Source organism: Lacihabitans sp. CS3-21 (assembly GCF_024343675.1).
Classification (GTDB): domain Bacteria; phylum Bacteroidota; class Bacteroidia; order Cytophagales; family Spirosomataceae; genus Leadbetterella.
In genome coordinates, this window is record NZ_RJUD01000112.1 from 52,989 (window position 1) to 68,118 (window position 15,130).

The window sequence follows — 15,130 nt, forward strand, 5'->3', positions numbered from 1 at the left end:
AATTATCATGAATCAGGCTCATTATCATTTAGTATTGAATCATTTACCTATAATATTCCCCTTGGTAGGTGTTATTTTATTACTCGTAAGCATATTTTTCAAGTCAGAAGCAGTAAAAAGGTCGGCATATTTAATTTTTATTATTGGAGCTCTCAGTGCAATTCCAACTTTTTCAACAGGCGAAGGAGCAGAGGAAACAGTAGAAAATATCGCAGGAGTTAGTGAACGTCTCATTCACACGCATGAAGAAATGGCGGAGATTTTTGCCACTTTGGCCTATATTTTAGGCGGTTTATCGCTTCTGGGTATCTTTTTTAGCCTAAAAGCGGTGAAGTTTTCCAATATTTTTAGCTATTTGGTTTTACTTTTTTCATTGGTGGTAATGTTTTATGCAAAACAAGTTGGAACCACAGGAGGAGAAATCAGACATACAGAAATAAGGTCGGGATCTGCAGCTTTGATACAAGATGGAAAAAACATCGAAGGAAAAGATTCTGAGGAAAAAGATGAGGATTGATTCATAGACTCTCGGTTTATTATTCTATTGGATTTTGAGAAAAAAGAGTAATTTTGTATCGATGTTAAAGAAAGCTTCCATATTTGTTGTTGCGGCAGTGATTTTCTTCGAAAGTCTCTTACCTAACGGTTTGGGTATTTCGCAGGTTTCTCGCATTGGCGAACTTTATCACCATTATCTGGAGCACAAACAAAAAGGGGTTAGCCTTAATACCTTTTTATGGATGCATTATTCGTCAGATTCGGGTCATAAAACCAACAAGGAGCACAAAAATCTTCCTTCTTTCGAGTCGCAGATATCTTTTTTAGCATTCGTTTCTCCAGTTCAGCCAATTTTAGAGTCTGGTTATAAAGAAAGTATGGTATTCTACGAAGTTTTCAACTCTCTAGAGTATTCAAATCTTTACCAATTCCAATACTTAAAGTCTCTTCTAAACCCGCCCCAGTTGGGTTAATTACTTATAGTTATCAGGAAATTCCTTCCGAAGCTTGTACTGTCATGAAAATTTTCATGAAAGCTGATTCATGGCATTCGTCCTGATGATATTCTATTTCAAATTATTATTATTACCTCGTCAATTTTAAAAATTGGCCAATTAAAAGCATAATACATCATGTTTGATAAACTCGTCAAATATAGTATCCATAACAAACTTGTGGTGGGTATTGCGGTGTCGCTCAGTATGTTGGCAGGCTTGTTTTCACTAAAAAGCCTACCCATCGATGCTGTGCCAGACATCACCAACAACCAAGTGGTTGTGCTTACTTTAGCTCCAACATTGGCAGCTCAAGAAGTTGAACAATACATTACTGCACCGTTGGAGATGCAGTTTGTAAATATTCAAAATTTAGATGACATAAGATCTGTTTCAAGGCAGGGTTTGTCAGTGATAACTCTCGTATTTTCTGACGAAGTTAACATTCATTTAGCCAGACAGTTGACATCAGATCAAATCAAAATGGCGGCTGATAAAATCCCAAAACAATTTGGGACACCCGAGCTCGCCCCCATCACAACAGGTTTGGGTGAAATTTACCAGTACACTTTAGAAGTAAGTCCAGGTTTCGAAAAAAAGTTTGACCTTACCACACAAAGAACTATTCAGGATTGGATTGTAAAAAAACAATTGGCCGGGATTGATGGAGTTACTGAGATAAGCAGTTTCGGTGGATTTGTGAAGCAGTATGAAATTTCGATTATCCCCGAAAAATTGCTTCAAATGGGGGTTAGTCTCAAAGAAGTTTATGATGCTGTAAGTGCAAATAACACCAATACAGGAGGAAGTTACATCGAAAAATTTGACCAAACTTACTTTATTCGAGGAGAAGGAACCTCAAGTTCACTCGAAGATTTGGGTAAAATTGTAATTAAAACTACTAACGGAGTACCTATTCTTGTTAATAATGTCGCTAAAATGCAGTTTGGCCATGCCAAGCGTTTTGGAGCTATGACCAAAAATGGCAAAGGAGAGGCAGTAGGTGGAATTGTATTGATGCTGAAAGGTGCTGATTCAGAAAAAACAATAAAGGAAGTTAAAGTAAGGATAGAAAAGATTAACAAAAGCTTGCCTCCCGGTTTAAAAGCAGTTCCTTTTATTGATAGAACCAAACTCATTGATAAATCAATAAAAACAGTAAGGAATAACCTTATTGAGGGTGGTTTGATTGTGGTTTTTGTATTGGTTTTGTTGATGGGAAGTATTAAAGCAGGTTTAATTGTGGCCTCAGTGATTCCTATCACAATGATCATAACTTTCGGATTAATGCAAGTTTTTGGTATTTCTGCCAATTTAATGAGTTTAGGAGCCATAGACTTTGGTCTCCTGGTCGATTGCTCAGTAATTGTGGTGGAAAGTGTGCTATATAATATTCACTCAAACAAAAAATATCATGTAGATAAAATTGAGCACTCTGTTTTCAACGATTTGGTTTACAAATCTTCAACAAAAGTATTGTCAGCAGCACTTTTTGGGGGTATTATCATTTTGATTGTTTACCTTCCAATTCTTTCATTGGGTGGAATTGAGGGTAAAATGTTCAATCCAATGGCTATGACAGTTAGTTTGGCCTTGGTAGTAGCTATTTTGTTGTCTTTGACCTATGTGCCGGCGGTTACATCGGTACTTTTGAGCAGAGAGGGAAACAAGGAATTTAAACTTTCCCAGAAGATTATTGATAAAATGTTTAATTCGTATTCACCTGTATTTCAGTATGCATTAAAACACCACACCAAAGTCTTGACAGTGGCCATTGTTATGTTTCTGATAAGTTTGGTGATATTCATGAGAATGGGCGGTGAGTTTATTCCTACCCTCGACGAGGGCGATTTGGCGGTTGATTTTCAAACCCCTCAGGGCTCTTCTCTCAACACCACCATTGAAGCTACCACGAAAGCACAACAAGCTCTGATGGCGGAATTTCCTGAAATTCAGCAGATTGTGGGTAGGATAGGAGCCTCAGAAGTTCCTACTGACCCTATGCCACCAGAGGCTTCTGACCTTATGATAAACATGAAAGACCACTCAGAATGGACCAGTGCGAATTCTACCCAAGAAATGGTTGAGAAAATGGCAGCAGTTTTGGAGGAAAAAGTACCAGGTAATTCAGCAGAATTTACCCAACCGATAGAGATGCGTTTCAATGAAATGATTGCCGGATCGAAGTCTGAATTTGCCATAAAAATATTTGGTAATGATTTGGAAGTGTTAAACAAAAAAGCCAAATCTGTCGAAAAAATCCTTCAGAAAATAGCAGGTACAAGAACGGTGAAAGTTGAAAGAATAAGTGGCAGGCCCCAAATAAACGTAAAATACAACAAACAGAAATTGGCGGAATTTGGACTAAACATAGACGAGCTAAACTTTATTTTAAAGACTTCTTTTGCCGGAGAAACCGCAGGCGTTCTTTTTGAAAATGAAAAAAGGTTTGATGTGGTGGTAAGATTTGAAAAGCAAGCAGCGGATGATTTAGAACATATCAAAAACCTCCAAATCAAGACAGAAACGGGCTCATTGATAAAGTTTGAAAATGTGGCTGAGATAGGCTATCAGAATGCCCCTTCCCAGATTTCCAGAGAAAAATCAAATAGAAGAATCATTATAGGCGTAGACATAGCCGACCGCGATGTGGAAAGTTATGCGGAGGAGGTTGCTCAAAAACTCGAATCAAAAGTAAGTCTCCCTTCTGGATATTATTTTGAATATGGTGGCTCTTTTGAAAATCTAAAAAGGGCAAAAGAACGATTGATTTTGGCAGTTCCTGCAGCTATGGTACTCATTTTCTTTTTGCTGTATTTTTCTTTGGGCTCCTTCCTGCAAGCCGGCTTGGTATTTAGTGCTATTCCGTTTTCAGCTATTGGGGGTGTGTTTGCTTTGTTAATTAGAGGTATGCCATTTAGTATTTCAGCCGGAGTTGGATTTATAGCTTTGTTTGGTGTGGCGGTGTTAAATGGATTGGTGCTTATTAGTTATTTTAATCAATCTGATGAAAAAGACCTGATGAAACGAATCATCGAAGGTGTTTCTGTTAGGTTTAGGCCGGTAATTGTTACAGCTTTTGTGGCTTCTTTGGGATTTTTGCCTATGGCCATTTCTACTTCAGCAGGAGCAGAAGTACAAAAACCTTTGGCCACAGTAGTTATAGGTGGATTGATTACTTCAACCATTCTCACCTTGGTGGTTTTGCCTATTATTTATATGATTTTCATGAAAAAAGTAGAAAACAAATGATAAAACAAACAATAATCTTTTGTCTGCTGAGCATTAATTGGGCCATTGCACAAAAACTTGACTTGGCACAGTTGACCAAACTTGGTATAGACCAAAATAGAGATTTGGCATTGGCTCTAAATCGCGTTGAACTACAGAAAGCTTTAATAAATACAGCTTTTGAAATGCCAAAGACAAAAATGGATTTGCAAGTAGGAAATATTCAAACTCCCTTTGTAACTGACTACACTTTTGGAATTGTTCAGAATACCGAACTCCCAAAGGTTTATAAACTGAGAAAAACATATAATGAGACACTTGTAAAACTTGGTGAGTCTCATTTTGAAATTCTAAAAAATGAATATGGATTCAGTGTCGCCAATATTTATTATGAACTACTTTTTCTTCAGCACACAACAGAGGCTTTGCTGATTGAAAATAATAAGATCAAAGAAATTGAAAAAGTGTACAAAAGAAGGCAAGAAGAAGGCGAAACGGATGGATCTGAGGCAGCAAATATGCATTTGAGAATATTAGAAAATGAGATGAAAATTAGTAGGATTACCTACCAAAAGAATGATCTTGAAGGTAGGCTTAAGTTGCTTTTAAATAGTCAAATTGTGCCTGAATTGAGTTTTCTTCCAGCCCAACCTTTATTGAAAAATGATGTTTTGAAAAATGCTAGACTGACGTATCAGAACTACTTAATCGAAAGTTCGCAAATTGCAACTGGAAATGAACAAAATAGATTATTGCCAAGCATCAATTTGGGTGTGATGAATCAAAGTATGTTGGGCAGTTGGAGGCAATTCATAGGGGTGGTGGGAGTTGAAATTCCGCTTTTTTCAAAGGCTCAAAAAGCTAAAGTTGCAGCATCGAAAATTTCAACTAGAATTCAGGAATCAGAGTTTGAAAAAGTTAAATTTCAGCTAGAAAGTGAGATTATCTCTCTTCAAAAGAACCTGCAATCTACCGATGCCTCCATAGCCTTGATTAAGGATAGTTTACTGCCTGAATCTGAAAGGATTATGCAAACGGTCATGAAAAAATATTTGGCTGGCCAAATAGATTATATTGATTGGTATTTGGTTTATAATCAAAATTTAAATTACAAAATGGAGCTTTTAAGTTTGGAAAAAACAAGAAATATTGCCATATCTAACATTAAATATCTTATAGGAAATGAATAAAATAATAATAATTAATGCGGTTTGCATGTCTCTTTTGATATCATGCAAAAGTGAAATCAAAACAGAGGAAGTAGCTCAAAAACCAATTGACAATGCCATTGTTTTTACTACTACACAATACAAAAACCTGAAAATAGAAATTGGTGGTGCGGAAGAAAAAATCATGGATATCAACATAGAGGCCAATGGTTTGGTCGATGTTCCTCCTGATCAAATGTTTGCGATAAACTACCCTTTGTCAGGGGTGATTTCGAATATCAACCACAACCTTTTGCCAGGTAAATATTTAAAGAAAGGGGAAGCCTTGGGGCAAATTCAGAGTATGGAACTTCTCCAAATCCAAGAAGATTATTTGAACGAAACTACAAAAGGAGAATTGATGGTTCAGGACTTTGAGCGTCAAAAGTCCTTGATTGCAGATGATGCAACATCAAAACGTAAATTTCAAGAAACGGATAATGCCTTGAAAATTAACAGAATAAAAATAAAAAGTCTCTCTGAAAAGTTGAAATTGTTAGGAATTAATCCTGGTTCATTGACAAGTGCGAATATTTCTGCAAAGCATACTTTGCACGCAGCTCAAAATGGCTATGTGAAAAGTGTCAACGTAACCAATGGCAGTAGCTTTACCAGTAATGAAAAGCTTTTTGAGCTTATTAGTACTCAACATATGCACATTGAACTTAAGGTTTTTGGTGATGATATGCAGTTGGTCAAAGAAGGTCAAGAGGTTGATTTTACCAATACGGAAGGAAAAAGTACGGTTGGAAAAGTTTATTTAATTGATAAAACGGTAGATACTGAACAAAAATCCTTGAACCTTCATGTGCACATAGAAAATGAAGCTTTTGAACAATCTTTAAGACCGGGACAATATATTTCTGGAAGAATAAATGTAAAGAACTCTAAAGTATTGGCTCTTCCTGAGTCTGCTATTTTGGCAAATTCTGATGGATCATTTATTTTTAGAATGAAAGAAGAGAAATCACAAGTAAAGTTTGAAAAAATTGAAGTAAAAACTGGAAGAATTGCACATGGCTTTATTGAAATTATAGAACCAAGCGATTTGTCAGGAAAAATCGTTACCAGAGGCGTCAATTTTGTAGAAAATGGTGCAAGCGAAGAATAGAATTGTGATTTTATTTTAGCTTTTTTTGAAGTCATTCATTAGGCTCAATGTGTATCAACACATGTCCAAGTTGCGGTATTTCAGTACGAAGGGTATCTTTGAGGTCATGAGCTATATCATGACCTCTTTTTACAGTTATTTGGGCATCAACCATAGCGTGTAAGTCTACGTGATATTTCATGCCGGATTTTCTGATAAAGCATTTTTCGGTACCCACCACACCTTCAACAGTTTGTGAAACTTGTTTTATTTCCTCTAAAAGGTCATCATAAACGTGCTCGTCCATAATTTCACTTAGAGCAGGGCGGAAAATCAAATAGCAGTTGTAGAGTATAAAACCTGATGCAAAAAGTGCTGCCCAATCATCGGCAGTTTCATAGCCTTTGCCCATAAAGATTGCTATTGAAATCCCAATAAAAGCCGCCACCGAGGTAATTGCATCGCTCCTGTGGTGCCAAGCGTCGGCTTTAAGCGAGCTGCTATTGGTTTCCTTGCTTTTTTTTAGCACTAACCTATAGGATATTTCTTTCCAAAGAATAATTGCACCCAAAACATATAGCGTCCATGATTTGGGCAAATCATGGGGAGTTTGTATATTTTTTATACTTTCATGAGCAATTATTGTGGCTGAAAAAATCAAAAATCCAACTACCAAAAAAGTTATGAGAGGTTCAATTCTTCCATGTCCGTAAGGATGATTTTTATCCGCAGGTCTGCTTGCATATTTTAATCCAAATAATACCAAAAGAGAACCAAAAATGTCCGTAGTAGACTCGATAGCATCTGCAATTAGTGCATAAGAATTTCCCAAAAAACCTGCCAATCCTTTAATTATTGCTAAAGAAAGATTGCCGAAAATACTAAAATAGGTGGCATTTATGGCCTTTTGTTCGTTGGTCATTTGTTATATATAAACACTTGTGTTGGCGTATTTTTTATGATTGCAAATTTAAAAATATTAAGTAGGAGGAAGCAGAATTCCAGTGGATTTATTTCTTTTTTAGGCTAATCACAATAACCCCATTGGCTCCTCTTGCACCATAAATGCCCGTACTAGCAGCATCTTTCAAAACCGAAACAGAAGAAATATCGTTTGGATTTACCATTTGATAAATACCAGAAAAGTTGCTATTCATAACTGTATTGTCAATTACGAAAAGGGGCTCACTCCCAGTAACAGGTGAAAAGGTATTTACTCCTCTTATGGATATTTGAGCACTGGCCCCATCGCCTTTGACATATACACCCGCCACTCTTCTTAGGTAGTTGTCAAGGGAAATGTTATTACCCAAATCTTTGATTTCGTCTGCCGATCCAGTGTAAGACTTCGAGTTTTGAGAGCTATATCCATCGCTAATTACTTTGGTATCTTTCTTAATGTAACTTTTACCAAATTGCTCATTAGGGGTGTTTATACACCCAAAAGTTGTTGAGATCAAAAGTATAACGGTCGCAATTCTATTCATGGTATTCTATTTTTATACAAATTACTCAAACATTTTGGTAGTTTTTTGTTTTGGTCGCTTTTTTATGAAATCCAAAAAACATTTTCATAAATGGGAAAACCTTAGAAATAAATCCTATTTTTACCAATAAAAAAACTCAAATGACTTTCAAATACTTCAATTTTTCCATCAGTACATTTGTTTACACTTCTTTAGTTGGCATGATGATGGTTTCTTGCGGTGGTGGCGAAACCAGCTATAGTTTAACCAAAAAAGAAACTGAAAAGAAAGAAGATTTTAGCGATAAAGATACCTACAGTGCTGAAAGCGAGGCTGATGTAATGGCTTGGGTGAAAGAAAAACCAGCATATATTGGTGGTAAAAAAGAAATGTATAATTTCATCAAAAATAATTTAATCATACCCGAAGAAGCTAAAAAAGCCAAAGTTTCAGGGATGGTTTTTGTGAGATTTATTGTTGAGAAAGATGGTAAAATTACAAATCCTAAAATTATAAAAGGACTTGGACATGGATGCGAAGACGCCGCAAAGAATGTAATAATGAGCATGCCCGACTGGAAACCAGGGATGCATGAAGGTAAACCAGTAAGAGTTTATCACAGCTTACCTATCGCTTTTTCAAGCAAGTGATATGAAATCATGCCATGACCGCAAGCATATCTAAGATTTGTTCTCCAAGATGTGGCGACGGCCCTTCAAATTTTATTAATTTTTTTGCAATATCAGGTTTTATGCCTTTTGTGAAGATTCGCCAAGCAACGTCTCTAGGAATTAAAGTCTTACAAATCGGTTTTTTAGACACTTCTTGGGTTAAAATCCATTTTTCGTTTAGATAAACTAAAAACCAGGACCCGGAATGTTCTATATGAAATTCTAAAAAATCGCCATTTTCTGATTGAGTATTTCTGTAATGATACGGTAAAGCCCGCATCGAAGTCTCTAAATAAGGCTGATAAAGTTCAAATGTATATAATGGCTCTGTTGCCCCAATTGCCCATCGGATTTGCTGTTGATGATGCCATTTTTCTGTATATTCTCTTGCTATGTGAAACCAATTTTTAGATTCACTTTCTCCTGCCCAAGCTACTGAAAACTTGCTTGTATCTTCAAGATTTAAACTTTTCAAAAATAAAATATATTCTTTTCCGCTACTTTCAAGCAGGTCTATCAGTACCTTTGGACTCAATCGATTCATGGATTTTACCCAATCTTCATTTAATTTATTCAAGTAGGCCAATAAATCCGCATAGGAATCAATTTCTCCAGGCTTTTCACCAAAATACCCATCTCTAAGCATAGATAATGCCCTCAGATTTCCGTCCAATAAGTGTGCAGCTAGGTCTTTAACTCGCCATTTTGGTGCTAGAGTGGGCAAATCCCAATCATTTTCTTTTAGTGATTTAAGAACATCAATAAGCAAGTCATCTAATCGAGTAAATAATTCTATGGTTGCTATTTTTGGAAGGTTTGAAGACATAGTTTTATGAAACAAATCATACAAAAATATTCATATCGTCAAAATATATTCTAAGAACCATAAATTTCAAGAAGCTTTGTTTGTCTTTCAATGGCGTCTTTAAATTCATCCTTCATTTGGCCAATGAGTTCGTTAACAGGTAGAACATCATGGATTGTCGCCACACCCTGACCAGCAGACCAAAGCGTTTTCCATGCTTTGGTTTCAGCTTGTGCCGCATCTAATTCTTTGCCAAAATCTATTTTGGCTTTGTTATCCCAAAGCTCTTTGGTTATTCCATTATTTTCAAGGCTTTTTTGCATAAAATTGGCACTTACCCCTGAGATAGCAGCTGTGTAAACGATATCACTTGCACCACTTTTTACAATCATTTCTTTGTAGTCATCTGAAGCGTTGGCTTCTGTGGTATTTATAAATCTTGTACCCATGTAAGCTAAGTCAGCACCCATTTGCATGGCCGAAGCAACGTCTTGGCCATTACTAAGACATCCAGACAATAGAATCGTTTTTTTGTAAAAACTCCTAATTTCAGTAATAAAAGGAACAGGGTTTAGCGTGCCAGCGTGTCCACCGGCTCCAGCCGAAACCAATATCAGACCATCCACTCCAGCTTCAGCCGCTTTTTCGGCATGACGTTTTTTTATAACATCATGGAAAACCAAACCGCCATAAGAATGTACTGCATCAACTACTTGAGAAACAGCCCCTAGTGAGGTAATAATTAGGGGTATTTTGTGTTTTACAACGATTTGCATATCAGCCATCACCCTTGGATTGGTTTGATGAACAATGATATTTACACCAAAGGGAGCTGGTTTTTTGCCTGTTTCTTTCTCGAATTTTTCAAGTTCGGTTTTAATTTCAATAACCCATTCTTCAAAACCTTCGGTTGTACGTTGGTTCAATGCCGGGAATGTTCCAACGATTCCATTTTTGCAACATTCTATCACTAATTTAGGGTTAGAAATCAGAAACATTGGTGCTACCACCACAGGTAGCGAAAGGTTTTGAAAAGGGTTCATTTTTTAGTTTTTATTTATGTTGATATTATATTTATTTGAACTGTTCTATCACCTGAAATATTTTTATTAACCAATTAACCAATTAACCAATTAACTTTTAGGTCTCATTAAGCCTTCTTGTACTACACTCGCTACCAAGATACCTTCTTTATTGAAAATATTTCCTCTAGTAAAGCCTCTTGCATTGGAAGCACTTGGGCTATCCATTGCATAAAGTAGCCAATCGTCAATTTTGAAATCTCTATGAAACCACATACCGTGGTCTAGGCTCGCCATAAACAAGTCTTTGTTGGGCAATGGTCCTTTGGTATGTGGCAATGTGGCTGTTGTAAGTAAATTATAATCAGATACATACGTTAGAAGTCGCTGGTGAATATTCAAATCACCCTCAAATGAGGTATTTGCCTTGAACCAAAAATTACGAAAAGGCAGCTTGGTCTTAAAATCTAGCAAGTTTATTTGCTCCACCATTCTAAACTCAAATGGCCGTTCTTGAATCACCTGAAAAATATGATCTGGCACAAAGAGTTTGAATTTTTTTACCGTGTCCATGTCGGATGGAAGGTTTTCTGGCCCTGCCACTTTAGGCATATCTATTTGATGATCATAGCCATTTTGTTTTTTTTGAAAAGATATCGACATAAAAAAAATAGCGATACCATTTTGCTTGGCTACTACTCTTCGAGTGCTGAAACTCCCGCCATCTCTTATTTTTTCTACTTCAAAAACAATAGGAATATTTATATCACCAGCCAAAAGAAAATAAGCATGCATGGAGTGTGCCACGCGTTCAGGATCAACAGTTTGCTGAGCTGCACTAAGCGATTGAGCTAAAACTTGCCCACCAAAGACTCTTTTCCAGGGTGCGAGATAGTTTTGACCTAAAAAAACTGATTCGCTCAACTTTTCAAGTTTCAACAAATCAATTAATTCATGTATATTATTCATTTATGGTTTCTTGTTTGAAGAATACAATTTTAGGCTTTTTTTAAGAAAAATGCTAAGATTGTATAGAATATTTCAAAGCTGCTTAGCTTAATTAACCCCAGAAAATCTTGGGTTAACGATACTATTATTTACAGAGCCAAAAGTATAATTCAAACCAAAAGAAGTTAAATAAGAGAAAGTGGTAGCCAATTGTCGACCTCCCAGAAGTACGTCTGCCGTATCCCCGCTTTGTTTGGCAAGCGAAATTTGATTATTTATCTGCGAGCCATTTCCATAAAATCTTAAAGACAATCCTTGTGCAACTCTTAAAGAGAGATCTATTTCAAGGCTAAGGCGATATCGCTCTAGATTATTAAGGTATTGATAACCACTTAATTCTGCACTAAAATTTCCCCAGTTTTCGGTAAATCCTAAAATGCCAGTCAATTGTTGGTAGGGTAGGGTTTCGGCAATTTTGTCAAAAATGGTGAGTTCAATGTAATCAAAATCTCTAACTCCTGCCTGGTAAATCCACCTAAGTTGTTTTCTGTTGAAGTCTTGAACAGGAAAAACGGAATACTCCAAGGCTGGTGCGACGCTTTTAGAGAATTTAATATTTTGATAGACTGAGTGATAGCCTTTTACAAAGCCTCCAAGTGACCAATGGTTATTAAAAGCGGCCACAAATAGTGAATTGAATCCATAGTCATTTACTTTTACTGAGGTAGTTACGGAGTCAACAGTAACTGTATTAGTTCTTTGATTATAGTATGAATTGAAACTAAATTTTGATTTTTCGGTAGTTCTTCCGCCTCTGAAGTTTCCATCAAAAGATACATTTGATCGGTTGCTTTCACCACTGAAACGGCCATTTCCGCCCACTCCGAAGATCCAATTGTTCCATTTGTCTTTCTTCGGCTCTGTTTTCTGTCCTGGAGTTTTGTTAAAACTTACCTTAACCATGTCAGCTGTTTCGATGTTTTTGAGATATCCGAGCAATCCCAAGCTTACTGAATTGAGCAGTTTTTTACGAATTATATCGTCGGTGGCATCCTGTCTAGAAGCAAACCTTACAGTGTCAATTTGGGTTCTGAATGTATTTTGGCCTTCAAAAAATATTTGATAGTTAGCTCCTCCGGATGCATTTGAATTGGCAGTTATCATTACCAATACGTCTGCCGCGGCTTGATCTCTCACAAAATTAAACATCTGCAGCTCTGTTTTTAGGTAGTCCACATAACATTTTGCTTTCTGGCAGTTAAAAAAAACATTGAGATTTGAATTCTGTCCGTATGATAAAAACGGCAAAATGATCAACAGGATAAGTTTGTTGATTTTCTGAAGCATGTTTATTGGGTTTTATAAATGATCACAAATTTAATGGAAAATCAGGTATAATAATAAAAGTAAATAAATAAGAAAAGCTCTCCGAAAATCAGAGAGCTTTAATCTAACCCCTAAAATAAACCACTATAATATATTCAAGAATATAAATTCTTTGAACCTAAACATACAACGTTTTTTGTGTCGATTTTGTTGCTATTTCGCCAAAATTTTTCATTAACAATCGTTAACAAAGGCCTTGTGTAAACCTTTGAAATGGTTTTCACTCTAACATACAAATTTAGGAAACTAACAAAATATTTGAGATTATGAAAAAGACAATGGCGTTAATCGGGGTTTTGAGCTTGGTGGCAGTAGGTGCTTTTGCTCAATATGGAAGAGGGTATGATGATAATACCTATTCGTCACGCAGTCGCAACTACGATGAAAGATTCGACAAAAAAGGTGGATTTGAAGACAAGTGGGGGTACGATCGTGACTATAATGTGGTGCGTGGAAACAAAGCCATGATGATAGATTCGTATCAAAGACAAGCCAAAATGCGAATAAATGATGGTATACGTAAAGGATTGATTACAAGATCGGAAGCCAATAGATTGATGCGGTATTACGATAACATTGAGCGTAAAGAGAATCGTTTTATGAGAAATGGTCGTATATCAAGAAGCGAGGCAAGAGAGTTGGATAATGACTTAGATAATCTTAACAGAATGATTAGCAGGGAGAAACGCGATTTTGAGAGAAATAGAAATAGCAGAAGATTTTAGTGGAGTAATAGTTTTTTCAAATAGAATGGTCGACTTTTTTTAGTCGACCCATTTTTTATTGTAAGTTTTCTCCTAATTATAGGTACTGAGATTCGATCATATCTCTTTTATGTCGAAATGTCTCCACTGCCCAACCTCTAGATTCTCGAGCTTTAAATTACCGATTCTGGTTCTTTTAAGATGGGTTACTTCGTAGCCCAGTTTATAACACATTCGCCTAATTTGCCGATTTAATCCTTGAATCAAAGTTATTTTAAAGCAATTATCATCTATGAAATCTAGCTGGCAAGCAAGCGTAGTTTTACCCATTATTTTTATACCATTGGCCATGCTAGTTAAAAAAGTATTATCAATTGGTTTGTCAACAACAACCATATATTCTTTCTCAGTTTTATGCTCATTCCGCAATATTTTATCATATATCCGCCCATCGTCAGTTAATATTAACAAGCCTTCAGAAGCCTTATCTAATCTCCCGACAGGGAACAACCCTTCAAAAGGCAAAATGCTCCATAAATTATCTGGAATTTCGCTATTTAATGTAGTTTCTATTCCTCTAGGCTTGTAAAAGGCTAAATACTTAAAGTTTTTTGAAGATTGCAAAATTTCGTTTTCATACCTTATTTCAAATTCAGGTTCAATTAGAATATTGGCTGATGTAGATACCCCATTAATAAATATTTTCCTGTTATAAAGCAATTTTTGAGCCTCAGTATTGGATATTTGAAGCTTTTTTACCAGAAAATATTGAAGTTTATTTCTAAAACTCAAAGTTTTAATTTTTATTCAAATATAGCAATCGCATTTTATGTCCATATGGCATTGGTTTGTTTTCTGAAATTAAATGGCGTCTTTTATTATAAATTTGGAATAGACGCTATTAAATGTTTTGAAAAAATATTAAAAATTACACCAAATTATTCACCAATGCCTTTGAAATGGCCTCAGTTGCTGAATTCACGTGTAATTTTTTATAAATATTCTTCAAATGGAAATTTACGGTTGGGAAGCTTACTCCTAAGTCAGCTGCGATCATTTTGTAGCTAAGTCCTTTCACCAAAAGTTCTAAGACGTTCTTTTCACCAGTAGTTAATTCAGCAAAATCAGTCACTTTGGTATTTTGATTTTGAAACATCGTAAGTACTTTTCTAGCTATGGAAGGTGTCATGGGAGATCCACCTTGATAAGTGTCAATAATTGCATTTATGTATTTTTCTGGACTGGAATCTTTTAATATGTAACCGCTTGCTCCAGAGCATATGGCTGCAAAAATCTTTTCATTGTCTTCAAAAACAGTTTGCATGCATATTTGAATTTGTGGATATTGCCTTTTTACAAGTTGTACTGCTTCTATGCCGGATATACCAGGCATTTGAATATCCATCAATAATACCTCTGGTTTGTCTTTTCTAGTGTTTTCTAGAATTTCTTTGGCGTTTGGATAAGCATTCACCAACAGCAAATCAGAGCTGCTTCTGACAGTTTCTATCAATAGCTCCCTTATTTCACTTTGGTCTTCATAAATATTTACTCTTATCATGGTTAGATTTTTTACAAAGTTCGATGATTCTAATTTGAGTTTATAC

Annotated in this window: 15 protein-coding genes; 7 read left to right on the plus strand and 8 right to left on the minus strand. The window is 35.9% G+C overall.

Features of this window, described 5'->3' with window-relative positions; genetic code table 11:
- Positions 1–7 precede the first annotated feature (7 nt).
- The 5 genes from EGI24_RS19340 (at position 8) to EGI24_RS19360 (ending at position 6,542) form a co-directional block, all read left to right on the plus strand.
- Complete coding sequence (locus EGI24_RS19340) at positions 8–517, plus strand: hypothetical protein (RefSeq protein ID WP_255050229.1); 510 nt, start codon at positions 8–10, stop codon at positions 515–517.
- 61 nt (positions 518–578) lie between these two features.
- Positions 579–971 carry a hypothetical protein gene (locus tag EGI24_RS19345; protein WP_255050230.1) on the plus strand — a complete coding sequence of 131 codons (393 nt, stop codon included), beginning with the start codon at positions 579–581 and terminating at the stop codon, positions 969–971.
- Between the two features lie 159 nt (positions 972–1,130).
- Positions 1,131–4,244, plus strand: a complete 3,114-nt coding sequence (locus EGI24_RS19350) for an efflux RND transporter permease subunit (RefSeq protein WP_255050231.1) — start codon at positions 1,131–1,133, stop codon at positions 4,242–4,244.
- Positions 4,241–5,413, plus strand: coding sequence for a TolC family protein (locus EGI24_RS19355; RefSeq protein WP_255050232.1), 1,173 nt, complete (start codon positions 4,241–4,243; stop codon positions 5,411–5,413). Before EGI24_RS19350 ends, EGI24_RS19355 begins: the two co-directional genes overlap by 4 nt.
- The gene (locus EGI24_RS19360; protein ID WP_255050233.1) at positions 5,406–6,542 is read left to right on the plus strand and encodes an efflux RND transporter periplasmic adaptor subunit; all 1,137 of its coding nucleotides are present in this window, start codon (positions 5,406–5,408) and stop codon (positions 6,540–6,542) included. The genes EGI24_RS19355 and EGI24_RS19360 overlap by 8 nt, the downstream gene beginning before the upstream one ends.
- A gap of 31 nt (positions 6,543–6,573) precedes the next feature.
- Here EGI24_RS19360 and EGI24_RS19365 read toward each other — a convergent pair whose 3' ends face one another.
- Entirely contained in the window at positions 6,574–7,443 is an 870-nt protein-coding gene (locus EGI24_RS19365; RefSeq protein WP_255050234.1) for a cation diffusion facilitator family transporter, read from the minus strand.
- An 88-nt stretch (positions 7,444–7,531) separates the two neighbouring features.
- On the minus strand, positions 7,532–8,008 hold the full coding sequence (locus EGI24_RS19370; RefSeq protein WP_255050235.1) for a TonB-dependent receptor plug domain-containing protein: 477 nt from the start codon (positions 8,006–8,008) through the stop codon (positions 7,532–7,534).
- Positions 8,009–8,148: 140 nt separating this feature from the next.
- On the opposite strand from EGI24_RS19370, the gene EGI24_RS19375 reads away from it, so the two are divergent.
- Positions 8,149–8,637, plus strand: coding sequence for an energy transducer TonB (locus EGI24_RS19375; protein ID WP_255050237.1), 489 nt, complete (start codon positions 8,149–8,151; stop codon positions 8,635–8,637).
- A gap of 7 nt (positions 8,638–8,644) precedes the next feature.
- Here EGI24_RS19375 and EGI24_RS19380 read toward each other — a convergent pair whose 3' ends face one another.
- The 4 genes from EGI24_RS19380 to EGI24_RS19395 form a co-directional block, all read right to left on the minus strand.
- On the minus strand, positions 8,645–9,484 hold the full coding sequence (locus EGI24_RS19380) for a maleylpyruvate isomerase N-terminal domain-containing protein (protein WP_255050238.1): 840 nt from the start codon (positions 9,482–9,484) through the stop codon (positions 8,645–8,647).
- Between the two features lie 50 nt (positions 9,485–9,534).
- Positions 9,535–10,506 (minus strand): nitronate monooxygenase family protein, encoded by a 972-nt coding sequence (locus EGI24_RS19385; RefSeq protein WP_255050239.1) that lies wholly within the window; start codon positions 10,504–10,506, stop codon positions 9,535–9,537.
- Positions 10,507–10,596: 90 nt separating this feature from the next.
- Positions 10,597–11,454: an acyl-CoA thioesterase II gene (locus EGI24_RS19390; RefSeq protein WP_255050240.1), complete on the minus strand. Its 858-nt coding sequence runs from the start codon at positions 11,452–11,454 to the stop codon at positions 10,597–10,599.
- A gap of 87 nt (positions 11,455–11,541) precedes the next feature.
- Positions 11,542–12,780 carry a DUF481 domain-containing protein gene (locus EGI24_RS19395; protein ID WP_255050241.1) on the minus strand — a complete coding sequence of 413 codons (1,239 nt, stop codon included), beginning with the start codon at positions 12,778–12,780 and terminating at the stop codon, positions 11,542–11,544.
- A gap of 305 nt (positions 12,781–13,085) precedes the next feature.
- Here EGI24_RS19395 and EGI24_RS19400 point away from each other — a divergent pair, with 305 nt between their 5' ends.
- Complete coding sequence (locus EGI24_RS19400) at positions 13,086–13,544, plus strand: hypothetical protein (protein WP_255050242.1); 459 nt, start codon at positions 13,086–13,088, stop codon at positions 13,542–13,544.
- A gap of 96 nt (positions 13,545–13,640) precedes the next feature.
- Here the strand turns inward: EGI24_RS19400 and EGI24_RS19405 are convergent, their stop codons facing one another.
- Together EGI24_RS19405 and EGI24_RS19410 are read right to left on the minus strand one after the other, a co-directional pair.
- Positions 13,641–14,315, minus strand: coding sequence for a pseudouridine synthase (locus tag EGI24_RS19405; protein WP_255050244.1), 675 nt, complete (start codon positions 14,313–14,315; stop codon positions 13,641–13,643).
- 136 nt (positions 14,316–14,451) lie between these two features.
- On the minus strand, positions 14,452–15,084 hold the full coding sequence (locus EGI24_RS19410) for a response regulator transcription factor (protein ID WP_255050245.1): 633 nt from the start codon (positions 15,082–15,084) through the stop codon (positions 14,452–14,454).
- Positions 15,085–15,130: the final 46 nt, after the last annotated feature.

What these genes read in the sequence shown, in the direction of transcription:
- EGI24_RS19340 (WP_255050229.1), top strand. Translation starts at nt 8, where the DNA reads ATGAATCAGGCTCATTATCATTTAGTATTGAATCATTTACCTATAATA.
- EGI24_RS19345 (WP_255050230.1), top strand. Translation starts at nt 579, where the DNA reads ATGTTAAAGAAAGCTTCCATATTTGTTGTTGCGGCAGTGATTTTCTTC.
- EGI24_RS19350 (WP_255050231.1), top strand. Translation starts at nt 1,131, where the DNA reads ATGTTTGATAAACTCGTCAAATATAGTATCCATAACAAACTTGTGGTG.
- EGI24_RS19355 (WP_255050232.1), top strand. Translation starts at nt 4,241, where the DNA reads ATGATAAAACAAACAATAATCTTTTGTCTGCTGAGCATTAATTGGGCC.
- EGI24_RS19360 (WP_255050233.1), top strand. Translation starts at nt 5,406, where the DNA reads ATGAATAAAATAATAATAATTAATGCGGTTTGCATGTCTCTTTTGATA.
- EGI24_RS19365 (WP_255050234.1), bottom strand. Translation starts at nt 7,443, where the DNA reads ATGACCAACGAACAAAAGGCCATAAATGCCACCTATTTTAGTATTTTC.
- EGI24_RS19370 (WP_255050235.1), bottom strand. Translation starts at nt 8,008, where the DNA reads ATGAATAGAATTGCGACCGTTATACTTTTGATCTCAACAACTTTTGGG.
- EGI24_RS19375 (WP_255050237.1), top strand. Translation starts at nt 8,149, where the DNA reads ATGACTTTCAAATACTTCAATTTTTCCATCAGTACATTTGTTTACACT.
- EGI24_RS19380 (WP_255050238.1), bottom strand. Translation starts at nt 9,484, where the DNA reads ATGTCTTCAAACCTTCCAAAAATAGCAACCATAGAATTATTTACTCGA.
- EGI24_RS19385 (WP_255050239.1), bottom strand. Translation starts at nt 10,506, where the DNA reads ATGAACCCTTTTCAAAACCTTTCGCTACCTGTGGTGGTAGCACCAATG.
- EGI24_RS19390 (WP_255050240.1), bottom strand. Translation starts at nt 11,454, where the DNA reads ATGAATAATATACATGAATTAATTGATTTGTTGAAACTTGAAAAGTTG.
- EGI24_RS19395 (WP_255050241.1), bottom strand. Translation starts at nt 12,780, where the DNA reads ATGCTTCAGAAAATCAACAAACTTATCCTGTTGATCATTTTGCCGTTT.
- EGI24_RS19400 (WP_255050242.1), top strand. Translation starts at nt 13,086, where the DNA reads ATGAAAAAGACAATGGCGTTAATCGGGGTTTTGAGCTTGGTGGCAGTA.
- EGI24_RS19410 (WP_255050245.1), bottom strand. Translation starts at nt 15,084, where the DNA reads ATGATAAGAGTAAATATTTATGAAGACCAAAGTGAAATAAGGGAGCTA.